This window comes from Hylemonella gracilis (assembly GCF_004328645.1).
Taxonomy (GTDB): Bacteria; Pseudomonadota; Gammaproteobacteria; order Burkholderiales; family Burkholderiaceae_C; genus Hylemonella; species Hylemonella gracilis_B.
Window position 1 is genome coordinate 1,542,033 of sequence record NZ_CP031395.1, and the last position, 24,706, is coordinate 1,566,738.

Sequence of the window (24,706 nt, forward strand, 5' to 3'; positions counted from 1 at the left end):
CACCCGTTCAGGGTGCGGGGGACTTACCTGGATTGAGCGGGCTTGGCCGCAGGCGCGGTCGTCGGCGCCGCCGGAGTGCTGGCCAGCAGCGCGTTGATGTTCTGCAGGTCGTTGCCGTTGAGGTCACCACTGGCTTGGCGCAGGCGCAGGTTGGCCAGCAGCACGTTGTAGCGGGCTTGCGCCAGGTCACGCTTGGTCTGGTAGAGCTGGCTCTGCGCGTTCAGCACGTCGATGTTGATGCGCACGCCCACGCGGTAACCCAGTTGGTTTGCGTCCAACGCGCTCTGGCTGGAGGTTTCGGCGGCTTCCAGAGCCTTGACCTGGCTCAGCCCCGACAGCACGCCCAGGTAGGCCGTGCGCGCACCCTGGGTGACCGCGCGTTCGGCGCCTTGCAACTGGGCCTGGGCCTGGTCTTCGAGCGCCAGGGTTTCGCGCAGACGGTTCTGCGTGGCGAAACCCGCGAACAGAGGCAGGGTGAGCTGCACGCCGATGGTGGTGACGTTGGCGGCATCGGTGCCGTTGGCATTGGGGCCGCCGTTGCTGTAGTTGTTCATGCTGCGGCTGGCCGTCAAGTCCACCGTGGGCAGATGGCCCGAGATGGCCTTGGTGCTTTCCAGTTCAGCATTGCGCAGGGCCACGCGGGCTTGGCGCACCGAGGGGTGCTGGGTGCGAGCCTGGTCCACCCAGTAGTTGATGTCCTGTGGCGCGACGGCGGGCAGCGCGACGGCGGGTGCCAGGGGCAAGGGGCGGGCGTCCTGCACACCCACGAACTGGTCCAGCGCCAGCTTCTTGATGCGCAGGTCGTTATCGGCGGCGATTTCCTGGGCGGTCACAAGGTCATAGCGCGCCTGGGCTTCGCGGGTATCGGTGATGGTGGTGGCGCCCACCTCGAAGTTGCGCCGTGCCGCGGCCAGTTGCTCGGCCACGGCGGTTTTCTGCGCTTGCACGAAAGCGAGGCCGTCCTGGGCGCTGAGCACGTCGAAATAGGCTTGGCTGACACGCACGATCAGATCCTGCTCCGCGGCCAACCATTGGGCCTCGGCCAGCTCGGCTTGTTGCGTGCCTTGGCGGAAGGTCGCGAAGTTCGCGGGACGAAACAGGGGCTGACTCAGGTTGAGGCTGGTGCTGTGGGTCTCGTAATCGTGCGAGTTCGTCGTTCCGTTGGCCATGTCGGCTGACTGATCGGTGCGATTGACGCCCGCGCTCAGGGTGATGGTGGGCAGCACGGCAGCCTTGGCCTGATCGGCGCGTTGCAGGCCAGCCTCGTACTGCGCGCGCGCAGCCTGGTAGGTGGCGTCATGGCCACGCGAGGCCTGGTAAAGGTCCATCAGGCTTTGTGCTTGGATGGCGGGTGCGAACAGGGCAGCGACGGCCAGCGTCAGGGTCGCGCGCGGGAATAGGCGGTGCAGTTTCATGGGACTAGGTGGCGAAGGTGGGCGTTTGCTCGGTCTGCCGCATCCCCGGGAACGCAGCAAAGGTATATAGTAAGCAATGCTTATTATATATCTTGCTTGCAATTTGGGGGTGATGGCGCATGGTGCAAGAGGGCAAGGTCAACAAGCGCTTTGTGGCGCGGAAATCGGCGGTCAGTAACGTGGAATGCTGGGGTCGCGCTGCGCGGCCCAGGCCTCGATGCCGCCGCTGATATTCACGACGCGCTCGAAACCTTGGTGTCTCAAGTACTCGGCCACACGCAGGCTGCGGCCACCGTGGTGACAGAGGCAGGCAATCTGGCGCTGGGACGGGCGGTCCGGGTCGAGCTGATCCAGCGCGCCGGGCACGGTGTTCATGGGAATGTGCAGCAACTCGAAACCCGCGTCGGCCGCCGGCCGCAGCGCGGCGATCTGCAACTCGTGCGCCTCGCGCACATCCAGCACCAGCGGGCCAGGGGAGTCCGCGCCCTGGGCCTGGGTGGCCGCTTGTGCCTGCCGCAGCCAGGTGTCGAAATCGCCAGGGTGGATGTGCTCGATCATGCGGATGCTTTCAAACGCGAAGGGTGTTGGGGTGCGCTGCCGGGGGGGGGGTGCAAGCTGAACGGTGTGGGCTCGCGCCAGGATCAGAAATGGAAACGTGCTGCTTCGGGGAAGTTGCGCAGGCGCGGCGCGACCGTGTCCCAGCTTGGGTGGCTCTGGTAGCTCTGGTCTTGCACGCGCGTGATCAGGGTGGCGCGCATCATGGGGGCGCCGGCTTCGCCCACGATGGCGAACAGGCGCCCGCCCAGAGCGAGTTGCGCCAGCAGGCCCGCCGGGACCGCGGCCACCGAGCCGGCCAGCACGATCACGTCGAAAGGCGCCTCGGCGGGAGCGCCCTGGCTGCCGTCGGCTTGCTGCACCTGGGCGTTGGTGATCCCCGCCTTCTGGAGGTTGGCGCGCGCCAGCGCCGCCAGCTCCGCGTCGATTTCCAGCGCAATCACCTGTTTCGCGCGCTTGGCCAGCAGCGCGGCCAGGTAACCGGAACCCGCGCCGACCAGCAGCACTTTGTCTGTCGGCCGGGTGGCCACGTCCTGGACGATGCGCGCCTGCACCCGGGGCGCCAGCATCACGGGCGCGTCTTCGCCGCTTTTCAGGGGCAGTTCGGTGTCGGTGAAGGCCAGGGCGCGCAGGCCGGCGGGCACGAAGTCCTCGCGCTTGATCTCGGACAGCAGGGCCAGAACGTCCGCGTCCAGCACGTTCCAGGGGCGGATCTGCTGCTCGATCATGTTGAAGCGGGCTTTTTCGGTGTTCACGAGGGTGTTCATGGCGTGGGATTCCGTGGGGGTTGGGGGGTAAGTCGTTTGGACGTGGTCAAAAATTTTAGTGAGTTCCCGTAGCGCTGCGATAAATCCGGTTTCAGGAGGCTCATGGGGCCTGACCGGCGGAGGGTCGGTTGCCCTGCCAGAGCCGCCGCAACCAGTGGGCGAAGTCGTCCAGGTAGCAATAGGCCACCGGCACGACCACCAGGGTGAGCAGCGAGGAGGTGATGATGCCGCCAATCACCGCCTGCCCCATGGGGGCACGCTGTTCCGATCCCTCGGACAGCGCGAAGGCCAGCGGCACCATGCCGAAGATCATGGCCAGCGTGGTCATCAGGATGGGGCGCAGCCGCACCTGCGCGGCGGTCAGAAGCGCCTGCTCGCGTGGCATGCCCGGCACCGGGCGACCGTCCGCGTCCTGTCTGTCCTCGCGAGCGCGGATCGCGAAGTCCAGCAGCAGGATGGCGTTCTTGGTCACCAGGCCCATGAGCATCACGACGCCGATGATCGAGAACATGGACAGCGAGGAACCGAACAGCATCAGTGCCAGCACCACGCCGATCAGCGTCAGCGGCAGCGAGGTCATGAGCGCCAGGGGCTGGAAGAAGCTCTTGAACTGGCTGGCCAGGATCATGTAGATGAAGATGATGGCCATGGCCAGGGCGGAGATGGCGTAGCCGAAACTCTCCTCCATGTTCTTGGTGGCACCGCCGAAGCGGTAGCGGTAGCCGGGCGGGAAATTGGTGGTCGCCAATGCCTGGCGGATGTCGGCCGAGACCTCGCCCAGGGAGCGGCCATGCACGTTGGCGGTGATGGTGACTTCGCGCGTCAGGTCGCGCCGGTTGATCTGGCTGGAACCCGTGCCCTCCACCAGGGTGGCAGCCTGGTTCAGGCGGATCACGCGCGCACTGCCGTCCGAGGCCTGACCGACGGCGAAGGGCAGGCGCTCCAGGTTGCCCATGTCCTGACGGGCTTCGGGTGCGAGGCGCACGTTCACGTCATAGGTCTGGTCATCGCTGGCGCGCCAGTTGCCCACCGTGTCACCGGCGACCAAGGCGCGCAAGGCGGTCGCGATCTGGTTCACATTCAGGCCCAGGTCGGCCGCGGCCTCGCGATTGACCTGTACGGCGATGGTCGGGCGACCGGGTTTGGCACTGCTGTCCAGGTCCACCAGCCCGGGGATAGGCGTGATTTTTTCCAGCACGGTCTGGGTCAGGCGTTCCAGCTCGCGCAGGTCCTGGCCTTGCAGCGAAAACTCCAACTGCTTCTGGCCCCCTACCGCGTCCATCAGTCCCACGTGGGTGACGATGACGCCGGGAACCGAGCGCAGCCGCTCTCGCAGTACGGCGGAGATCTGGTTCACGTTGCGCGTGCGCTGCACGCGGTCCACCAGGCGCACATAGATGCTCGCGTAGTTCTTGCCCTGCGCGGTGCCGGTGTTGAGCGTGGCCAGGGAGTAGCGCACTTCGGGAAACTCGCGTTGCAGGATGTCCTGCACCTGCCGCGCCTTGGCTTCGGTGGCTTCGATGGACGTGCCCTCGGGGGTGCGGAAGTTGACCGTGGTCTCGGAGAAGTCAGCCGCGGGCACGAATTCCGAGCCCAGCAGCGGCACCAGCAAGAGGCTGGCGACGAAGACGACGAAGGCCACGATCAGCGTGGCGAGCTTGTGCGCCAGCGACCATCGCAGCAGGACCTGATAGACCTGGGCCAGGCGCTCGGTGGCGCGGTCGAACCAGCCCGTGACGCGGCCCACGGTCCGGTCATAGACGCTGCGTGGTCCGTCCCGGTTCGCGCCGTGCCCGTGGATGCTCGGGTCGGGCCAGATGGATGACAGCATCGGGTCCAGCGTGAAACTCACGAACATCGAGATCAGCACCGCCGCCACGATGGTGATGCCGAACTGGTGGAAGAACTTGCCGATGATGCCGCCCATGAAGCCGATGGGCAGGAACACCGCCACGATGGACAAGGTGGTGGCCAGGACGGCGAGGCCGATCTCCTCCGTGCCTTCGAGCGCGGCCTGGTAATGGCCCTTGCCCATCTGCACGTGGCGCACGATGTTCTCGCGCACCACGATGGCGTCGTCGATCAGCAGGCCCACGCAAAGCGACAGCGCCATCAGCGTGATCATATTGATCGTGAAGCCGAAGGCCTGCATGAAGAGAAAGGTGCCGATCAGCGCGATGGGCAGGGTCAGCCCCGTGATGACGGTGGAGCGCCAGGAATTCAGAAACAGGAAGACGATGAGCACCGTGAGCGCCGCGCCTTCGAGCAGGGTTTGGCGTACGTTGTTCACCGCCACGCGGATGGGGCGCGAACCGTCCTGGATCGGTTCCAGGCGCACGCTGGCAGGTAGCAGCCCCTGTGCCTTCAGCTCGGCCACGGCCTTTGTCAGGCCATCGATCACGGCGATGGTGTTTTCATCCTGCGATTTCTGCACGGTCAGCAGCAGCGTGCGCTGGCCGTTGTAGAGCGCAACGCTCTCCAGTTCCTCCGCGCCATCCTGGATGGTGGCGACCTGGCCCAGGCGGATCGGTGTGTCCCCCTTGCGCGCGACGATGATGCGCGCGAAATCCTCCGGGCGCCGCATGCGCGCGTCGATCTGCACCGCGATCTCGCGCGTGCTGGAACGCACCGCGCCCAGCGGCAATTCCTGGTTTTCGCCGCGCACCGCGTCGGCCACCTGCGTGGGCGTGAGGCCGTAGGCCTCCAGCGCTGCGGGGCGCAGGTAGATGTTGATCTCGCGCTTGGTGCCCCCCACCAGGTTGACCGCGCCGACGCCACGCACGTTTTCCAGGCGCTTCTTCAGCACCTGATCGGCCCAGTTGGTGAGTTCAACCGGTGAGAGATGGCTGGCCCCCACGCTTGCCGCTGCGCCTGCTGCGCTGCCCCCCGAGGGGGCGTTCGCGCCTTGGGACGGCCCGGTGACGCTCGGGTTGCTGGTCCCCACGCTTGCAGCTGCGTTGATTCCCGTGCTGGCGCTATCCGATGGTGCATCGCTCAGCACGGCCAGAGACCAGATGGCACGGCTGGAGGGGTCGAAGCGCAGCACGCGCGGCTCATTCACCTCGTCGCGCAGCGAAGGGCGCAGCGCCGCGACTTTCTCGCGCACGTCGTCGGCGGCCTTGCGCCCATCGACGGTGAGTTGGAATTCGATGATGACGACGGACTGGTTCTCGTAGCTGCGCGAAGTCAGGGTGTTGATGCCAGCGATCGAGTTGACGCCTTCCTCGATCTTCTTGCTGACTTCACTCTCGACGATCTCGGGCGAGGCGCCCGGGTAGGTCGTGCTGACCACGACCACCGGGAATTCGATGTTGGGAAACTGGTCGACCTGCAGGCGCTGGTAGGAAAACACGCCCAGTACCACCAGCGCCAGCATCATCATGGTGGCGAAGACCGGATTCTTCAGGCTGACGCGGGTGAACCACATGGCGGGTCGTTGTGTTGGTTGGTACTTGGCGTGCGCAGGCGCTGAGGTTCAGCGGCTCGGTGCGCCAGGTCCGGGTGCTGCGTTGAGGGCAGACGTACTGACATCACGCACCGCCGTGCCCTCGCGCAATGCGCCCACCACGCCTTGCAGGACCCTGCGACCCTCCAGGGGGCTGCCGTCGACTGCCTGCACGGCGACCAGTTCGCCTTCGTCACTGTTCGCGCCGGAGCTCGGATCACGGCCCCGCAGGCCGAGCGTGACGCTCAGGTGGCGAACCATGCCCTGGTCCAGTACTTGCAGATAGGGCTGGGGTTTGTCGTAGCGCACGGTCGACACCGGCGCCGCAACGGCGCGTGAGCTCTCGGTGGCCAGCGTGCCCTGGGCGAACAGGCCCTGGCGCAGCCCGGCCTTGCCCACGTCCCGGGCGTCCAATTGCAGGTAGATCAGCACGCTGCGACTGCCGGCCTGGGTACTGGGGTTGATGCGCACCACCCGCGCAGGCAGGGGCTCAGCCATGCCCTCGACCTGCAGGCGCGCCTGCTGGCCCACGCGCACGCCTACCGAGTCCGCCGCGCTGATCGCCGCCTCGATTTCCATCTGCGACAGGTCGACGATCTCCACGATGCGCGCGTCGATCGCCACGCGCTCGCCGGCTTGCGCCAAGCGCTGCGCGATTTGTCCGCTCATGGGCGCGCGCAGCACGGTGTCGTCTGCGCTTTTCTGCGCCACGTCGGCCGCGGCCACCGAGGCCTGGTAGCTGGCGCGCCCCGCGTTGAGCTGGGCCAGGGAGGTGTCCAGCGCCGTGCGCGAGATAAAACCCTGCTGCACCAGGGCCTCGTTGTTGTCGTACTGGCGCTGGTTGATGTCGAGCTGGGCTTTTGCCGCGTCGGCCTGCAGCCGGGCCTGGCGCAGTCGGGCCGCGTACTCGGCCGGATCGATGCGGGCGATGACCTGGCCGGCTTGCACACTGTCGCCTTCGCGCAGCGTCAGTTCCTGCAGCTCGCCGGACACGCGCGCCTTGACCAGGGCGGAACGAACCGCGCGCAGCGTGCCCGATACGGGCAAGCTGCGTTGCAGGGGGCGCAGGCGCAGCACCGTGTAGTCCTGCGCCTGCAACTCGATCACCGGACCTGCGTTGCCCACGGCCTGCGTTCCTTGAGAGGTCGGGACGGCGGGAGGCATCGGCGATTTCGGTCGCAGCAACAGATAGGCGATGCCGGCCGCGACCAGCAGCACCAGCGCCCCGACCAGAAGGCGGCCGCGCCGCGTGCGCGAGGCCGCCGGGAAAGGACGTCGTTGCAGCGAGATCATGGGTGGCAGGACGGGTGGATCGGAGAAGACAGCTTGCGCGGCCTGGACTCAGGCCGTGGTGGCACGGGGCGCACACAGCCCGTGCAACAGGATGCGCGCCTGTTGCTCGAGGTAGCGCACGGGGTCAATGACCTCGATCGGCGCGGCGCAGGCGCCGAAGGAGTGTTTCCAGGACATCAGGAACAGCATGGGGGCCAGCACGGCGTAGACCGCGTGTTGCATGTCGGCCGGGGCGATGGGCCGGAATTCACCGCGATCCACGCCCCGCTGCAGAATGCGTTGCACCAGCGAACGGCCCGGCGCCATGACCTCGCTCTCGTAGAAAGCCGCGAGCTCGGGGAAGTTGGCGGCCTCGCTCATCATCAGTTTGGTGATGCCCGCAACCGGGGTGCTGCCCACCCGTTCCCACCATTCCTGCAGGGCGTACTGCAGCAGTTCGGAGGTGCTGCCGGACCAGACCTCGAACTCGGCGTTCCATTCGGGAAAATGGCCGGCCAGGTTCTCGCGCACCACGGCCTTGAAGAGCTCGTCCTTGTTCGCGAAATATAGGAACAACGTGCCCTTGGACACCCCGGCACGCTGAGCGACTTCCTCCACGCGGGTGGCGGCATAGCCTTTCTCGACGAACAAGGCCAGTGCGGCGGCCAGCAACTCACCGGGGCGGGCTTCCTTGCGCCGTGCCCGCTTGGCAGGCATGGTCGCATCCTCGCCATCCTTGCGCCGCGAGGTCAGCGCCGAGACGAGGGTGGCCGCGACGGGGCATGCTTTTCGGATCATCAAATGATTTTAATGACTTCTCGGTCATTAGACAAGGCGGCCATGCAGTCGGATCAGTACCGGTCAGCGCCGGTGAAAGTCAAGACCCAAGGCCGGCGTGGAGCGCGGAGGTGGCAAGCACCTCGAACGGCAGGGTCATGGAAAGCAGGAGGCCAAGCTTCTTCAGACGCATTGTGTAAGTCTTTTGGCGTGGGGGCGAGCGCGAGACCATGCATCATGGCAGACTAGTCGGTCTTGCCTTGCAGGCCACAAGCTTGTCAAGCGCATGCAGGAACTATGAAAACTCCAGCGCACCCCTCTGAGATGGACCACACCCCAACTTCGGACACTTCGGCCCCGGCGACGGAAACCATCGCGCTTGGCGGCGGCTGCTTCTGGTGCACCGAGGCCATCTTCACCCGCGTGCGCGGCGTCGTCGATGTCGAGAACGGCTACAGCAATGGCCATGTCAAGAATCCCAGCTACGAGGATGTCTGCACCGGCGACACCGGCCATGCCGAGGTCGTGCGCGTGGTCTACGACCCGGCGCAGGTCAGTCTGCAGCAACTGCTGGGCATTTTCTTTTCCATCCACGATCCGACCACCCTCAACCGCCAAGGCAATGACGTGGGGCCGCAGTACCGCAGTGGCATCTACACGACCACGACCGAGCAGGAGCGCGTCGCCCGGGAGATGATCGCCGACCTCGATCAGGGCCGCATCTTCAACGCGCCCCTCGTGACGGAGGTGCAGGCGCTGGGCAACTACTGGCCTGCCGAGGACTACCACCAGGACTACTTCGAGCACCACCCCGAGCGTGGCTACTGTGCGTTCGTGGTTGGCCCCAAGGTGGATAAATTCCGCAAGCACTTCGTCGAGTTGCTCAAGCCGGGGGCTTGACGCACCGCCTAAAATGGGGGTGCCATGTCCGCCTATGTCCTGACCCCCTTCCAACCGCGAGGCCGCGCCTGGCGCGCGCTCGTGCTGGGGCTCATGCTGCTGTTGCCTTTCGCGCAACTGGGCGCGGCACTGCATGCCTTGAGCCATTCATCGCACGTGCAGACGCGTGCGATGGCAGCGCAGGGCGAGGACGCGCACGGACGATCGGAGACATCTGGCGGTGCGCATGTCTGTGCAGGCTGCCTAGCCTATGCCCACCTCGGCGCGGTCGATTTGCCCGACCTGCTCACGCCGCCCTTGCTGACGGGTCTGGTCTTCGGGCTCGGCGTGGCGCCCTTGGCGGTCGAGCTGTTCGCCAGCGTGCCCGTGTTGCGCAACCGGGGGCCGCCGGCCCTGCGCTGAGCCCGCTCCCCTGTTGGGCCGCATGCGGGCCCGCCGCTTTCCTCGCGCAGCCTTCTCATCCCGGTCCACGGGATGACCGCGAGTCACCCGTCCCTCTCCGGTCCTGCCACACAGCGCAGGTGTGTCCGCCGGAGTCCCGTTCCTTCTTGCCCCACGCTCACTCATGAAATCCGGCGCTTCCAGACGACTTCTCGGCCTTGCGGCGCTGGCCCTGCTGGTGCTGCTGCCCATGGGCGCGCGCAAGCTCATGGGCTTGCGCGACTTCAGCAAGGACGGTTCGATGATTGCCGAAGCGTCTGGGGCCGCGGCCCCGGTGTTCCGCGAAACCGCCTGGCGCGAACTTGAGTCCGAGAACTGGAATCTGGACGCGGTGCTGAAGCAACTTCAGCAAGAAGCGAAGTCCGTGGACGACAGTGATCCCCGCATGCGCGAGCGCATGCAGCTGATAAGCATGCTCTGGGCCAATGCGCCGCCGAATGCGCGCATGGATGAGGTCGCCGTGCGCTTGTCCGGTTATGCCGTTCCCTTGGAAAAGAATGCGGAAGGCATCACGGAATTCCTGCTGGTCCCGTACTTCGGTGCCTGCATCCACGTTCCTCCGCCGCCAGCCAACCAGATCGTCCGGGTGCTTGCGCGGCCCGCCCTGCGCGACCTGCGCACGATGGATGCCATCCGGGTCAGTGGCGTGTTGCGCATCCAGCGCAGCGGTTCCGAGCTCGGTGACAGTGGTTACGCGATGCAGGCCGCGCATGTCGAGCCTTACACCCCTTGATTTTTCCCCGCACGAGGCGATGACCATGAAATGCGTTCCTGGCGCTTGGCGGCGTGGCCTCTTCATGCGGCGCATGCTGTCTCTTCTGACGCTGGCCTCCGTGTTGTCACCCCTGGCCGGTCGTGCGTACCAGGGCGACCCGCCGCCGGTGGTGCCCCCGTTCAAGGGCGACTACCAGGTGACACGCTGGGTTGATTTGGTGCCGAAGGATTGGGATCCCTACGCTTCGTTCGATGATCTGAAGAAGGACGGTGGCAAGGCGCTTGCGTTCAACGACACATCGCCACAGGCCATGGAGTTGCTCGACAAGATCCGCCAGATCTGGGACAACGCGCCGACCAACCCTGCCCTCAACGGCGCGCTCACGCGCCTGCCCGGTTACGTTGTGCCTCTGGAGGAGGGGCGGCAAGGCCTCAAGGAGTTCCTGCTGGTTCCTTATTTCGGTGCCTGCATCCACACCCCGCCGCCGCCGGCCAACCAGATCGTCCACGTGGTGCTGGACAAACCCGTGCCGGGCGTGCGCTCGATGGACGCAGTCTGGGTGGTGGGCACGCTCAAGACCACGCGACGCGGCAGCGACATGGGTGTGAGCGGCTACCAGCTGCGCGCCACGGCGCTCGCGCCCTACCAACGCTGAGCCAGGTATGCCCAGGCGACCCATGCACATCCACGATCTTGGTGTCACGTCGCACGCGGGGCGTTCCGCGGGCCCGCGCACGGTGCACGCCTGGATCGCGACTCTGCTCGTGCTGGCCCTGCTCTGGGCGCAGATGCTGGGCCTGGCGCACGGCGTGCGCCACTTCCATGCGCCACATGCGCATGCGGCGCATGACTCCAAGGCCAGTCACGCGCACGTCGCTCATGCGCCTGCCGCGCCGCAAAATCTGCTGGAGCACTTGGCCGTGCCCGACGGTGAGGCGCAGGAGCAGGAGTGCCGCCTCTACGATCAACTGGGCCAGGGCGGTCCCATCGTCTTGTCGCTCATCGCCACGCTGACGCAAGCATCACCCCTGACGCCTGCCTGGGTCGTGCTGCAGGCCCTGCAACCTCGACCCTGCGTCGCTTTCGCGGCGCGTGCCCCGCCCGCGTCTCGCTGACTCCTTCTTCACGTTGGTTCGCCATGCGGTTCCTTGGGGCCCGCGTGGTGGCCTTGTTTTGACTTGAGAATGATCGAGACGCTTCCATGAATCGAATGTCATCTTCCCGGCCCGCGCGGCACGGGGTTTTCGCGTTGGCGCCCATCGCCGCGCTGGTCCTGATCAACTGCCCAGCCTGGGCGCAGGAGACCGCAACCCTCCCGCCCGTCGTGGTGACGGGCAATCCGCTGGCCACGGCCGAGCAGATCGCGCCGGCCGAGCAACTCTCCGGCACCGTGCTGCTGGAGCGCGGGCAGTCCACCCTGGGCGAGACGCTCAAGGGCTTGCCCGGCGTGAGCAGCACCTGGTTCGGCCCCAATGCCAGCCGCCCCGTGATTCGCGGGCAGGACGGCGACCGCATCGCCATCCTCAACAACGGGGGGGCCAGCCTGGACCTGTCCGCGCTGAGCTATGACCACGCGGTCACGCTGGACCCGCTGCTGACCGAGCGCGTCGAGGTATTGCGCGGTCCGGGCGTGCTGCAGTACGGCGGCAACGCCGTGGGTGGCGTGGTCAACGTGATCGACAACCGCATTCCACGCACGGCCGAGTTTGGCGAGGAGGGCGGTGTCTCGGGTCGGCTGGGCGCGTCCTACGCTACTGGCAGCGATGAACGCGGCGGGGTCCTGTCCCTGGACGGCGGCAACAGGCGCTATGCCCTGCACGTGGACGCGATGGCACGCAAGTCCGACGACGTCGAGGTGCCGGTGTCGCGTGAGTGCACCACCGATGGCGTGACCCGCACCGCCAAGCGCATCTGCAACTCGGCCAGCGAATCCAGCGGCGGCGCCGTGGGCGGAACGCTGTTCTTTGACCGTGGTTACCTGGGTGCTTCGGTCTCCACCTACGACAAGGACTATGGCACCGTGGCCGAGGACGAGGTCACGATCAAGATGCGTTCCGACCGCGTCGCGCTCGAAGGCGAGCTGCGCGACCTGGGCCCCGTGCTGCGCAGCGTGAAGGCCCAGTTCAGCCAGACCGACTACGAGCACACCGAGTACGAGGGCGACGACGTCGGCACACGTTTCAAAACCGACGGCCAGGACCTGCGCCTCGAGGCGCGACATGTGCCGGTCGATGCCTTCGGCGGCGCGCTGGACGGCGTGGTCGGCCTGCAGTTCGACCGCGCCGATTTCTCGGCGAATGGCGACGAGGCTTACGCGCCGAGCAGCCGCACGCGGCAGAGCGCGGTCTTCGCGTATGAAGAACTGGGCCTGGGCTGGGGCAAGCTCAGCGCGGGCGCGCGCGTGGAATCGGTCAAGGTCGAGTCCTTCGGCGCGGACGGCAACCTGGCCTTCACGACGGGGACACGCAGCTTCACGCCGACCAGCTACGCCCTGGGTGCCTTGTGGAACGTAGCCTCCGAATGGAAGCTGACCTCCAACGTCTCGCTGAACGAACGTGCGCCGCGGCATTACGAGCTGTACGCCAACGGCGAGCACGTTGCAACGAACGCGGAAGAGATCGGCAATCCGGACCTGGACCTGGAGCGCTCGGTGAACGTGGACGTGGGCACGCAATGGCAGCGCGGCGCGCACAAGGCGCAGTTGCAGTTGTTCCAGCACCGCTTCAGCAACTACATCTCGCTCGAGAGCACGGACCCGGCCAGCGACCCGCCGCAGTACACCTACACCGAGGTGCGCGCGCGTTTCACGGGCCTGGAGGTGAGCGGCAATGTGCGGTTGCTGGACGCATTGCACAAGCTGGACCTGGGCCTGAGCGCCGACCGCGTGGAGGCCGAGAACACCAGCACGGGTGAACCGCTGCCGCGCATCGCGCCGCTGCGCGTGGGCGCCACGCTGCGCTGGAGCCGTGCTGCCTGGAACGCTGGCGTGGGCGTGGACCGTTACGTTCAGCAGGATCGTGTGCCCGATGGCCAGGAAACGACCGATGGCTACACGCTCTGGAACGCCTCGCTCAACTACAGCGACAAGCTCGGCGGCATGCCGGCGCTGTGGTATGCGCGCGTGGACAACATGGGCGATGTCGAGGCTTACTCGGCCTCGTCCATCCTGACGCAGACCGCGCCGGGCAAGGCACCGCTGCCGGGGCGCAGCCTGAAGGTCGGCATGCAGCTGAGTTTCTGAGCTGAGGGGCGGCCGTCGTCGTGACGCCCGGGGGGTGGCGACGGCGGCCAGGCAAGGAAAGTGGAGCGCGGTACGGCGTCAATGCTGTCCGCGCTCTTTTTTTCCATCCATGACGCTGGCTATACTCGAAAACAGGGGTTTGATTTTCCCATGCCCCCGCCCATGCAGTGGGAAACGGAGGGTTGAATGTCCATGCCTCGATGGACCCAGGTCGTGGCTGGCGTGTTGCTGGCATTTGTGGTGCTGGTCGTGACCGTGCTCGCCGCGGCCGCGCTGCTTTTGCAGCACCTGGACCATCCCTGGTTCAAGCCGCGCGTTATTTCCGCGCTGGAAGCGGCCACGGGCCTGCGCATGGACTACCAGCATGCCAGCGTGTCACTGAACTCCGGTCTGCGGCTGGAACAACTTGTCGTGCGGACCCCCTCGCCCTTCGACGCTGCCGCGCCCGAGCTGCTGCGCTTGGGGCGGCTGGAGGCGGATTGGTCTATGCGTGCGCTGCTGTGGGGCCCGGTGCGTGTGGCGCGTGTGGCTGTGCATGACGTGGCCGTGACCTGGGTGGCCGATGAGGCGGGTGCGAACTCGCTGTCCGTTCTGGCGCCGGACGCCGCCGCGCAGCAAGGCACCGATCCAGACGCATCGCCAGGTGGGTCGCGCCAACTCGCTGCCTTCTTCTCCGCGCTTGCGCCGGTCGGCCAGCTCGAGGTGTCCGGTGTGTCGCTCGAGTACCTGCGGGTGCGCGGCGGGGCCGTGATGGACCGCTGGTCTTTGCGCGGGCTGGCCCTGAATGCGCAGGGACTGCCTCGCCACGATCGGGGCGACCCGGCCGATGGGCAGAAGAATGAACCGATGGACGCGCCGGGAGGCTGGACGCTGCGGGCTGCCATGGGCCGGCCCGATGCGCCGCTGGATGTGACGCTGCTGCACACGGGCGCGCAGGGTGAGGAAGCCGGCAAGCCCCTGGCGTCGGCCCAACTGGCGCTGTCGCTGATGGTCGACGCCAGTGCGGCAGGGGCGCAGGCGCGCATCGGCCTGGATGTGACACGGCAGGATTTCGACGTGCGCATCCCGGCCGTCCCGCTGCTGCGCGGGGGGATGAGCGCGAACGTGGATGCAGCGCGGCGGGGACTCACCATCGAATTGCAGCCCACGCGCCTGGCCGACAGCGCCGAGGTACAAGCCAGCGTGTTCCTGCCCGACGACGCCAACGCGTCCGTCGCCGTGTCGCAGCTCCGGGCCGATGCCGATCTGGCGCGGATGCTGCGGCTCATCCCCGCCGATTTGCGCCCCATCACGCTGGAACGCGGCCAACTGCATCTTGAAGTGGCCGGCCTGGCGTTGGAATCAGGCGATCCGCAATCCCGTCCTGTGAATGGCCCGACGAGTGGCCCGGCGCGGGCGCGTTTGACGCTGGAAGCCGACGCCGCCCGGGCCGAAGTGGACGTGGAAAAAAACGAGGACGGTCTGCGCTGGACGGCCACTGCCCGGGCGCCGGATCTGGCCCTGGCCCGGCCCTTCCTGCCCGACACCGTCCTGGCCCGCCTGCCCTGGCGCCGCCTCGGCGTGGACCTGTCCTCCCACGGCCGGGCCGAAGCGCTCTTTTCATCCGCGCCGCGCGTCGCGCACCGCACCGAGCTGCGCTTGTCGCGACCGGCCTGGGACGGCATCGTTTCGGCCCGCGAGTTGGTCGCCGTGCTGGACTCGCAGGGCGATGCCTGGCAGCACCGGGGCGACTTGCAGATCCGGGCCGAGGGCTTGCGCGTGCATGAGCAGGACGCGGGCGCGCAACGGCACACGCTGGCCTTCGACTTCGACCGCAAGCCGTCCTCCCCCAGTAGTGCCCGGAAATTCGAGGCGCATGCCCGTCTGTCCAACCAGGCGGGCATGCAGCTCGCGCTCGACGCCGCGCTGACCTTCGATGCGCAGGCCCGTGCACTGCGCGGCAGCGTGAAGGCGCAGCTGCCGGCCCAGCCGCTGCCGGCACCCCTGCTGGCTTTTCTGCCTGCGGCGCTCGATACCACGCGGCTGGCGCTGGACGTGGACGCGCAAGGCGCGCTCACCGGCTTCGTCACCCGCATTGGCGATGACGGCAGGCCCGAGTTTGCCCCCGACCCGCTTGCCAGCGCCGCCGTCGACGGCCGGGCGGTGGTGGAGGCGCGTGGGTTGCGCTGGCGGCAGGACGGCCTGGCGGTGCTCGTGCCTGCCTTGCGCTGGCAGCTGGTGTCCCACCCGGGCACCAGCGCCAAGATACGCCGCCAACTCACCACCGAATTGAGCGCCGAGCGCGTGCGCGTCGTCCTGGCCGAGCGCGGGCTGACACTCACCCGCTTGACCGCCACCACGGACACGAGCTTTGGCGCGAACCCGCAGGACGAGCCGGAACTCGCGCTGCAACTCAAGGTGGACACGTTGGAGCAGCAACCCGCGCTGCCGTATCCGGTGCGACATCTGGAATGGCAGTTGCGCGCCCGTCGCGACGCGGACGGTGTTTTCCACCTGCCTGAGTTCAAGCTGACGCATGCGGGCACCCGGACCCGCCTCACCGCGCAAGGGCGACTCGACCTCGCGCCGACGCGGCGGCGCTTCGCGCTCAAGGGTGTGCTGTCGCAGGACGTGGCGGGCCTGAACCTGCCCGGTCGGATGGAAGGCAGCGGCCAGGCCAGCGTCGATTTCGATCTGGCCTCGCCCGACCTTGCCACCTTTCGCACGCAGGCCAGCTTGCGGCTGGACGGTGTGCATCTGAACCTGCCCGGGGCGGGCATCGTGGTCGAGGGGCTGGACGGCGATGTTCCCGTGTACGAGGACCTCCGGGTGACTGGCGGCCGCTTAGACCTGCTGGGCAATCTCGCTCTCAACCCCTATGCCATGCTGCGCTTCACCGACCAGTACCCGCTGCTGTCGCGCGGTGGTTATGTGTCGGCGCGCAGCATCACCACGCCCATGGTCCGTATCGCGCCACTCGCAGGCAACCTGACGGTACGGCAGAACGTGTTGGCCATGACCCAGCTCGAAATGGGCGTGCGCGGAGGCCGTGTCACCGGCCAGGGCCGCCTCGATTGGCGCGGGCGCGACTCCGTGCTGGAGGCCCGCGTGCGCGCCACCGGCGTGCAGTCCTCGCATGGCGAACCTTTCGACGGCAATGTGGCGGTGGTGGTCGCCGCCCGGGATCGCAGCGTGAACGGGCGCGCGGAAATCCTGCGCATCGGCAAGCGCCACCTGCTGGACTTGCTCGACCTGGCGGACCCGCATGCCGCCGACCCCACCATCAACCGGGTGCGTTTCGCGCTCGGGCTGGGCTACCCCGAGCATGTGCGGCTGCGCTTCGACCAGGGCTTTGGTCGCCTGCTGGTCAGCCTGGGCGGCACGGCGGGGCTGGTCAGCATCGACGAAGTTCGTGGCATCCCGATGGGTCCCATCGTGGACAGGGCCCTCCACGCGATGCAACTTTCGACAGACTGAACCATGATGCATTCGATGAAAAACGCCACCCTGACGACGATGGTCTGCGCCGCGGCCTGGACACTCACTGGCTGCGTCAGCGCGCCGGAGGTGGTGTTGGTGGACCGCGCCACGGCACTCGAAGAACAGGCCGCAGGCTCGTTCCAGGATCTGGAGCGACGCCTGGCGCGCGCGGGCATGAGTCCCGCGCCGATCCCTTTCACGCCCAACCAGTTGGAGGATCTGGGCATGCAGCCGCCGCCCCTGGTTGACCCGCTGAACAAGACGCCCGCCGATCGGGTGGACGAACTGCTGCGTCGCCACTGCATTGGCGAAGGCAACGATGGCCTGCTGGCCGACACGCGCCGCCATTGCAAGGCGGGGCGCATGACAGCGGAGGACGTCGCGCTGCTGCAGCGCGTGAACAGCGCGCGCCAACAGTTGTGGGCCTGGATGCGCGAGCAGACATCACGCACCGTGCCCCAGATGAGCGAGGACCAGCTGCGCAGCCGCTGGCAGCGAGTGCATGCCGAGGGCCTGGTCTGTGGCGCACGGTTGCAGGCGGCGGACGGCAGTTGGGGCGAGAAGACATGCTGATGCACTTGCCGCGCTTCTTCGCGGGCAATCTTTCACACTGTCTGTGGCGGCTTGTGCTGTGCGTCAGCGCTGTCTGCGCGGGCCCGGTTCATGCTCAGGACGCCGAGGGCGAGGGTGGCTTGCGCGTCCCGACGCGGCTGACCGTGGGCGTGGGCGACCAGTTCCTGGGCCAACTTGCGCCCCCAACGCCCCGTTGAGCAACACACTGCTCTTCGTCTCCAACCGCAACATCGTCACCGAGATCTACGCGCAGGACATGGAACAGGGGCGAGAGCGTCGCCTGTTCAACGATGGCGCGGACGTGACCTGGCCCCGCATCAGCCCCGATGGCCGGCGCCTGCTCTACATCTCCTTCCGTCACGAGGCGGGTGGGCAGTTGTGCGTGCGCGACCTGCCCAGAGAGAATGGCGAGAGCGGCAAGCGCAGTTGCCTGAAAGAAGCTGCCGTGGCCTTGCAGGCTGAGTGGATGGACAAGGCGCACATCGTGCTGTTGAGTCGCACGAGCATCCAGGGCGATCTGCAGTTATCACGCGTGGAGGTGGACGACCCGAGCGATGGCAAGAACGACGACAAGGACGGTGTCAGACTCAGGGCCAGCCCCTTGGTCAGCCGTAACCTGAGCAGCCCCGCCGTCTCGCCCGATGGGCGCTGGCTGGTTTATGTGCCGGTTCAGCGTTCGGCCAAACCTGTGGGGCCGGGTTTCGCGGCGCGCGCCAGCGCCCAGCTGGAAGCCTTGCGCCTGGACCAACCCGATGCCGTGCCCATCCCGCTGGCGCTGGACTTGCCGGGGCAGAGCGGCCAGCCGGCCTTCTCGCCCGACGGACGCTGGCTCTACGTGACGCAGTTCTTCACCGACTCCAACGTCGATGGCGTGATCGACGCCGACGACCGCGGCGTGCTGTTCCGCCTGCCTTTTGACAGCCGCCGCGACGATGCCGTCCAGCAGGCCGCGGCGGCCAGTCCCGATCAACTCACCAGCCAGGCATGGAACTGCCAGTACCCCGCTCCGGCGACCGCCACCCTGATGGCGACCTGCGAGCGTGGCGGGTCGCTGGACGTCTACCAATTGCCGCTGGACGGGCAGGTTCCCGCCGAATGGGACGTGCAGCGCCTGCGCGCCGAACTGGGCATGGTGGGCCGCAAGGCCGACGAAATCCTGCTGTACCGCCAGCGCACGCAGCTGGAAACCCGACCCAGGCCGCGCCGCCTGTTGCTGATGCGCATGGCCTGTTTGCATCTGGGGCTGGAGGATTTCGACGCCGCTGCCTTTTATGCCCGCCGCATGGCGGCCATCGACGATCCCGCCACCGCCGGACTGGAAGCGCCGCTGCTGGCTTTGATCGAACACCGGCACGGACTGAGGCTCGCCGAACAGGGGCGCACGCTGACCCCGCGGGCCGAGGCAGGGCGCATGACGCAGGCCGCGCAGCGAGTCGCGCTTGACATCGCCACCGCGCCCAGCCCGTCGTCGGCCGCCTTGCGCCACATCGTGCGCAGCGAGATGGCGCAATCCGCGGGCGACTTCGGCCAGGCACGCTGGGAACTGGAGGCGGCCACCGCGATCTTGCAAGGTGTGACGGCGGACAGAAGTCCTCGCGCCGTGCTGGAAGCCTGGCACGAACGCGCCGACGCGCTGTACCGTCTGCTCGGCGAGCGTGAAGCGCAGGTGGAGGCGGGCCGGTGGCTGTCGCAGCACCCGGCTTTCAATGAGGACGATCAGCTGGACTATGCGCGCGCCGCCGTCCGCGCCCTGTACCGTGGCCGTCCCTACGGCGAGGCCGATGCCGCGCTGGCCCAGGCGCTGGTGCAAGCGAAGGAGCCGGCGAAGGAGCGGGCGCCATCCGACCCGGCGCAGTCTGGCCCAGCGTCCGATTCGGCCTGGGTTTTCGCCCTGGAACTGGGCCGGCACATCCATGCATTGCGCGAGGAGCGCGTGCCCCGCGCCCAGCGCGACGCCTTGCTTGCTTTCTATCGCCAGCAAAGCGGGCAAGCCAACGCCGCTTTGCGCCAGCGCGTCCTAGTGCAGGACGCCGTGGAGCGTGCCTCGGAATTGGGCGCGGACAGCGTGATCGAGTTGCTGGCCCCGGCCTACGTGGACGACACCCGCGTCGGCACCCAGGAACACCGCCGCGCAGAACGCTTGTACAGCCGCGCGCTCATGGGCCGCGCCTACCGGCATCTCGCCGACCAGCGGCATGACGAGGCCCGTGCCGATTTCGACCTCGTCACGCAGCGCACCGGCTTGCTGGAGGCTGCCGTCGAATCCATCAACCTGCGGCTGCGCGCCGGGGTGGCGCCTGCGGTCATCGAAAAGGACGTGACGACCACCGTGCCTGGCATGGCCGAGCCTATGCAGCGCTTCGTCAAAGCCTATGTCATCACGCGCCAGCTTGGCCGGATCGAGGGCACATTGGCGCACAGCCAGGCCGCCGCGTCAGCGTTGGCCGAACTGCGTGCCGCCTGGGCGGTGTTGAAGAACCGGCGCGAGGCCCAGGCGCTGCAAGGTGCCATCTGGCACGAGGACTTCCTGCGTAGCGGTGACGCCGCTGCTGCCGAGCGTGCCAACTGGCACTACCGGGTGGCGCTCGACTTGGTGCGCAACAACCTGCGTTATCGGGCCATGTTGTTGGGTGCCTTGGGCATGCTGCACACCCAGGCTGGCAACTTTGCCATCGCCCTGGGCTACCTCGACGAACGCGACAAGCTGCCCTACACCGACGACACGGCAGGCTTGGCTGTCTCGCTGGCGCGCGCCCGCGCGCTCTTGCACACGGGGCGTGATGCCGAGGCGGCACAGGCGGCGGACGACGCCCTGGGGATGGTGGAGGCCGCCGCGTCCCGCACCCCCCCGTCACGCATGGCCGAGCGTTACGGTGCGCTGGTGCTGGACCGCGCCGCGCTCTACAACCTGTCTGCGAATCGCTTTGACCGCGCGCTGGCGCTGTACGACCGCCTCCTGCCGGCCGAGGACGGGCGAGCCGGTGCGGCGGGCGCTGCGTTACCGGACCGCGCCGGGCAGTCGCCCCCATCGCCGCGCAATGCCCTGGTCCAGCGCCTGGCCCGCGGTGCGGCCGCGCTGGGCGCGAACCAGCCCGAGCGCGCCTTGGCCGACTTGGACGTTCTGGAGCGCGAACTGGCCAACCCTGCGGCGCAAGCCGCACTGCAAGCGCCCGACTCCCGCACCACGCCCGAGCAGACGCTGCGCGCGCAGCGCATCGTCGCCACGGGCCTGCGGGCCAAGGCGCATGCCCAGCTGGGCCAATTGAACGAGGCCGCGCTTGCGCTGCAACGGCGGCGCGACCTGTATGCCGCGCAGTTCAGCGAAACGGACCGCGACGAAGACCTGCGCGCGCTCACGCTGGCCGAACTGCAATTGGCCGAGAACGCAGTGGATCGTGGCAGGAATGCGAGGGATCACGACAGCGCGGCGCAGGCGGCCCGCTGGCTGGGCCAGGCCATGCGCCACGCCGATGCGCTGGCGAAACGCACCGGTGCCCCGGTGGACGCCGGGCAACTGAACACGCTCTGGTTCGCGGCGCAATGGCAGGCGGGGGCGCAGGCCGCGACGCAGGGCGCTGGCATCGGAACGGGGTCGCTCCGCCTGCCGTTCGACCTGCTGGCGCGGCTGGAACAGGCGCGCCGCGTGCTGGCCGAACGTCCCGAGCGGGACGCGGCCTGGCGTGCCTGGCAGGCCTGGTTCGAGGTCTATCTGGCGCTCGTTGATGACGGCCCCGTGGTCGCTGACCGCCGCTAGGGGGCACGGTGCGCGGCTATACTGATTCGATCCTATGACTTTTCTCAAGCGATTGCTGATGATGGGCGGCCGCGCCCCCTTGATCGGCATGACGGTGCTGGCGGTGCTGGTGCTGGTGGTCGCCGTGCTGGGTTTCGGCTTCAGCCCCGCGCCGGGCAATACGCTCACCATCGCTGCCGGGCCGGAAGGCAGCAACTTCGCGCGCACCGCAGCGCGCTACCAGAAGATTCTGGAAAAGCAGGGCGTCCAGCTCAACATCCTGACCACCGGCGGTTCGCGCGACAACCTGCGCCGACTGATGGACGCGACGCAGAATGTGGACGTGGCCTTTGTGCTGGGCGGTCAGGCCGGCGAAGCCGAGGTGGAAAAACTCGTGTCGCTGGGCAGCGTGTCTTACCAGCCCTTGATGGTGTTCTACCGGGGTTCGCCGAAGAAACTGCTTTCGGAGTTCAAGGGCTTGCGCCTGGATATTGGCGAGGAGGGCAGCGGCACGCGCACGCTGGCCTTGGCGTTGCTGGCGGCCAATGGCATCAAGCCTGGCAGCGAGGGTGACAAGACGGTGCTCGTCGATACCCCCGACCAGGACATCGCCAAGGCGCTGGAAAGCGGGAAGGTGGACGCCTTCTTCGCCATGAACGAATCCACGCCTTCCGCCTTGATCCGCAACCTGTTGCGTGGCGGCAAGGCGCATCTGTTCGATTTCGCGCAGTCCGAGGCGTATTCGCGGCGTTTTTCCTACCTGAACAAGTTGACCTTGCCGCGCGGCGCCATCAACCTGGGCGAGGACATTCCCGCCGCCGACGTGCGGCTCATTGGGCCCACGGTCCAATTGGTGGCGCGCGAGGGGCTGCATCCGGCCATTTCAGACCTGTTGCTGGAGACCGCGCGCGCAGTGCATGCCCGGCCCGGCCTGTATGCCAGGCCGGGTGAGTTTCCCTCGCCGCTGGAGCGTGAGTTCCGCATCAGCGAGGATGCGCAGCGTTACTACAGCTCGGGCCGCAATTTCCTCTATCGCACCTTTCCGTTCTGGGTGGCGAGCCTCATCGCGCGGGTGGCGGCCATCCTGGTGCCCGTGCTCATCGTGCTGATTCCGGGCATGCGGGTGCTGCCCGCGCTCTATCGCTGGAGCATGACCCGGCGCATCTACCGCTACTACGGCGAGTTGCAGAAGCTGGAGAAGGAATGGCCGGACGCGGACGCGGCGCGGCGCGTGGAACTGCTTCAACGCCTGGACCGCATCGACGCCTCGGTGTTCAACACCCGCGTGCCCTCGGCCTTTGGCGATTTGTTCTACGACCTGCGTGGTCACATCACCGATGTGCGCCGGCAACTGCGGCAGGCCCCCACGGCCTGATGGCGTACGCCGGCGCTTGCTCTTTTTGCTCATGAACTCCACCGTCATCGCCGCCCTGGTTCCCGTCGTCTTGCTCGTGGTGCTGGGGTATGCCGCGGGCCGTCTGCGCTGGCTGCGCGCCGAATCGGCCAAGGATCTCTCCAACCTCGTCTTCCTCGTGCTCATGCCGGCCTTGATGTTCCGCACCATGGGCAAGGTAGACATCGCGCACCTGGACCCCCTGCCGCTGCTGGGCTACTTCAGCGCCGCCCTGCTGCTGTTCGCGTTCATCGTGGGATATCACGGCTTGCACCGCCTGTCCCTGGTCAGGGGGGCGGTGCTGGGCGTGGCCGCCACCTTCAGCAATCTGGTGATGATCGGCATCGCCTTCATGAGCCTGGTCTACGGCGATGCGGGCTTGGTCGTGCTGCTTTCCATCGTCTCCGTCAACGCCCTGGTGCTGCTGACCACGGGCGCGGTGGTGCTGGAACTCGCCGTGGCGCATGAGGCGCTTCGCGCGTCGCAGTCGTCAGAGGTCGCGCAGGCAGGGCGGTCGGGCCGTCACGCGCTGGGTCGCACGGTGTTGCAGGCGGTGAAGAAATCGCTGCTGCACCCCGTGCCCATTCCCATCGTTGCCGGGCTGCTCTACGGTCAGACCGGCTGGGGCATTCCCGAGATGATCGACAAACCCCTGCAATGGCTGGGCAATGCGATGGGGCCGCTGGCCTTGCTGCTGGTGGGCGTGACGCTGGCCGGTGCCCGCGCGCGCGAACACCTGCGCGGCGCCTTGGTTTTGACCGTGGTGAAGAACCTCGTGCTGCCTGCGCTGGTGGCGGGTTTTGGCCTGCTCTACGGCGTCACGGGTCTGCCGCTGGTGGTGATGGTGGTCGCGGCCTCCTTGCCCGCGGGCGCGAATTCCTTCCTGTTCGCGCAGCGCTACAAAGTGGCCGAGGACCTGGTGACGGCGGGCATCACCGCTTCCACCTTCGCCGCGCTGTTGACGGTGCCGCTGGTGATGGCGCTGGCGGCACGGTTGGGCTGAGCAGCGGCCCGCATGCCGGCGTTATTCCGGCTGAATGTTGGCGGCCTTGATCACTTGCGACCATTTCCTGGCTTCGCTGTCCAGGAAGGTCCGGAACTCCGCCGCGGTGCCGCCGCGCAGTTGCAGGCCAGCGGCCTCCGCCTTCTTGCGCACCTCGGCGTTGGCGATCGCAGCATTGGTCTCGGTATTCAGTCGCTGGACGATCGCGGCCGGCGTGCCAGCCGGCGCCATCAGGCCGTACCAACCGTAACCGACGACGGTGGTGAGGCCCGACTCGACGAAGGTCGGCGTGTCCGGGTATGCAGGTGAGCGTTGCTCATTGGCCACGGCCAGTACGCGCAGCTTGCCAGCCTGGATGTGCGGCACGGCGGTGGAGATGGCGGTCAAGGTGGCGTCGATGCGCCCGGCCAGCAGCTCGGTGTAGGCGGGCGCATCGCCTTTGAACTGCACCACCACGCCCTGGGCACCGGCCGCGCGCATGAACAGCTCGGCGGTCAGATGCGGTGCCGAGCCTGCACCTGGAGACCCAAAATTGAAGCCTGCGGGATTGGCCTTGCCCCATTGCAGGAACTCGGCCACCGTCTTGTACGGCGCTTCGGCGTTGACCACCAAGAAGAGCGGTGCGATGGCTGTGCTGACGATCGGTGCGAAGCTCTTGCGCAGATCGTAGGGCAGGTTGGGGTACAGGGCTTCTCCGATGGCGATGGGCGCTGCCGCGTGCAGCAGGGTGTAACCATCGGGCGCCGCCTTGGCGATGTATTCGTTGGCGATGCGCGTTCCGGCGCCCGCCTTGTTTTCCACCACGACCGGCTGCCCCAGGCGGGAGCCCAGGAAGTCACCGAGCACCCGGGTCAGGATGTCGCTGGAACCGCCCGCGTTGTAGGGCGAAATCAGGCGGATCGGTCGGCCCGGCCAGGCCTGGGCTGTTGCGGACGTGGCCAGGGGCGCCAGGCCCGCCGCAGCGGCGGCGCCCAGCAGTTGGCGGCGGGTGTAGTTCATGTCGGTCTCCTCGTTCTT

19 protein-coding genes are annotated in these 24,706 nt (G+C 67.5%); 12 read left to right on the forward strand and 7 right to left on the reverse strand.

Going from position 1 to position 24,706, the window contains the following annotated elements; all coding sequences use genetic code 11:
* Positions 1-23: 23 nt before the first annotated feature.
* The 6 genes from DW355_RS07315 to DW355_RS07340 all read right to left on the reverse strand — a co-directional run bounded on the left by DW355_RS07315 (position 24) and on the right by DW355_RS07340 (position 8,171).
* Complete coding sequence (locus DW355_RS07315) at positions 24-1,415, reverse strand: TolC family outer membrane protein (RefSeq protein WP_131278866.1); 1,392 nt, start codon at positions 1,413-1,415, stop codon at positions 24-26.
* Between the two features lie 171 nt (positions 1,416-1,586).
* Positions 1,587-1,973 (reverse strand): rhodanese-like domain-containing protein, encoded by a 387-nt coding sequence (locus tag DW355_RS07320; RefSeq protein WP_131278867.1) that lies wholly within the window; start codon positions 1,971-1,973, stop codon positions 1,587-1,589.
* A gap of 83 nt (positions 1,974-2,056) precedes the next feature.
* A complete protein-coding gene (locus tag DW355_RS07325) occupies positions 2,057-2,737 on the reverse strand; it encodes a protein-L-isoaspartate O-methyltransferase family protein (RefSeq protein ID WP_131278868.1) in 681 nt (226 codons plus the stop codon).
* Between the two features lie 100 nt (positions 2,738-2,837).
* The gene (locus DW355_RS07330; RefSeq protein ID WP_131278869.1) at positions 2,838-6,164 is read right to left on the reverse strand and encodes an efflux RND transporter permease subunit; all 3,327 of its coding nucleotides are present in this window, start codon (positions 6,162-6,164) and stop codon (positions 2,838-2,840) included.
* Positions 6,165-6,212: 48 nt separating this feature from the next.
* Positions 6,213-7,475, reverse strand: a complete 1,263-nt coding sequence (locus tag DW355_RS07335; protein WP_131278870.1) for an efflux RND transporter periplasmic adaptor subunit — start codon at positions 7,473-7,475, stop codon at positions 6,213-6,215.
* Positions 7,476-7,523: 48 nt separating this feature from the next.
* A complete protein-coding gene (locus DW355_RS07340; RefSeq protein WP_131282439.1) occupies positions 7,524-8,171 on the reverse strand; it encodes a TetR/AcrR family transcriptional regulator in 648 nt (215 codons plus the stop codon).
* 384 nt (positions 8,172-8,555) lie between these two features.
* On the opposite strand from DW355_RS07340, the gene msrA reads away from it, so the two are divergent.
* The 12 genes from msrA to DW355_RS07395 all read left to right on the forward strand — a co-directional run bounded on the left by msrA (position 8,556) and on the right by DW355_RS07395 (position 23,689).
* Positions 8,556-9,131, forward strand: coding sequence for a peptide-methionine (S)-S-oxide reductase MsrA (gene msrA, locus DW355_RS07345; RefSeq protein WP_131278871.1), 576 nt, complete (start codon positions 8,556-8,558; stop codon positions 9,129-9,131).
* A gap of 24 nt (positions 9,132-9,155) precedes the next feature.
* Positions 9,156-9,533, forward strand: a complete 378-nt coding sequence (locus DW355_RS07350) for a hypothetical protein (RefSeq protein WP_131278872.1) — start codon at positions 9,156-9,158, stop codon at positions 9,531-9,533.
* 163 nt (positions 9,534-9,696) lie between these two features.
* Positions 9,697-10,305, forward strand: a complete 609-nt coding sequence (locus DW355_RS07355) for a DUF3299 domain-containing protein (protein WP_242671328.1) — start codon at positions 9,697-9,699, stop codon at positions 10,303-10,305.
* 25 nt (positions 10,306-10,330) lie between these two features.
* The gene (locus DW355_RS07360) at positions 10,331-10,942 is read left to right on the forward strand and encodes a DUF3299 domain-containing protein (RefSeq protein ID WP_242671329.1); all 612 of its coding nucleotides are present in this window, start codon (positions 10,331-10,333) and stop codon (positions 10,940-10,942) included.
* A gap of 22 nt (positions 10,943-10,964) precedes the next feature.
* The gene (locus DW355_RS07365; RefSeq protein WP_131278873.1) at positions 10,965-11,402 is read left to right on the forward strand and encodes a hypothetical protein; all 438 of its coding nucleotides are present in this window, start codon (positions 10,965-10,967) and stop codon (positions 11,400-11,402) included.
* 95 nt (positions 11,403-11,497) lie between these two features.
* Positions 11,498-13,528, forward strand: a complete 2,031-nt coding sequence (locus DW355_RS07370) for a TonB-dependent receptor (RefSeq protein WP_207388093.1) — start codon at positions 11,498-11,500, stop codon at positions 13,526-13,528.
* A gap of 186 nt (positions 13,529-13,714) precedes the next feature.
* On the forward strand, positions 13,715-16,984 hold the full coding sequence (locus DW355_RS07375; RefSeq protein WP_131278875.1) for a hypothetical protein: 3,270 nt from the start codon (positions 13,715-13,717) through the stop codon (positions 16,982-16,984).
* 15 nt (positions 16,985-16,999) lie between these two features.
* On the forward strand, positions 17,000-17,560 hold the full coding sequence (locus DW355_RS07380; protein WP_242671330.1) for a DUF1318 domain-containing protein: 561 nt from the start codon (positions 17,000-17,002) through the stop codon (positions 17,558-17,560).
* On the forward strand, positions 17,554-17,757 hold the full coding sequence (locus tag DW355_RS17870; protein ID WP_207388094.1) for a hypothetical protein: 204 nt from the start codon (positions 17,554-17,556) through the stop codon (positions 17,755-17,757). Before DW355_RS07380 ends, DW355_RS17870 begins: the two co-directional genes overlap by 7 nt.
* Positions 17,754-21,314: a PD40 domain-containing protein gene (locus DW355_RS07385; protein WP_207388095.1), complete on the forward strand. Its 3,561-nt coding sequence runs from the start codon at positions 17,754-17,756 to the stop codon at positions 21,312-21,314. The genes DW355_RS17870 and DW355_RS07385 overlap by 4 nt, the downstream gene beginning before the upstream one ends.
* 34 nt (positions 21,315-21,348) lie before the next feature.
* Positions 21,349-22,668: a TAXI family TRAP transporter solute-binding subunit gene (locus tag DW355_RS07390; RefSeq protein WP_131278878.1), complete on the forward strand. Its 1,320-nt coding sequence runs from the start codon at positions 21,349-21,351 to the stop codon at positions 22,666-22,668.
* A gap of 31 nt (positions 22,669-22,699) precedes the next feature.
* Positions 22,700-23,689 carry an AEC family transporter gene (locus tag DW355_RS07395; RefSeq protein ID WP_131278880.1) on the forward strand — a complete coding sequence of 330 codons (990 nt, stop codon included), beginning with the start codon at positions 22,700-22,702 and terminating at the stop codon, positions 23,687-23,689.
* A gap of 21 nt (positions 23,690-23,710) precedes the next feature.
* Here DW355_RS07395 and DW355_RS07400 read toward each other — a convergent pair whose 3' ends face one another.
* The gene (locus DW355_RS07400; protein ID WP_131278882.1) at positions 23,711-24,688 is read right to left on the reverse strand and encodes a Bug family tripartite tricarboxylate transporter substrate binding protein; all 978 of its coding nucleotides are present in this window, start codon (positions 24,686-24,688) and stop codon (positions 23,711-23,713) included.
* Positions 24,689-24,706 lie beyond the last annotated feature (18 nt).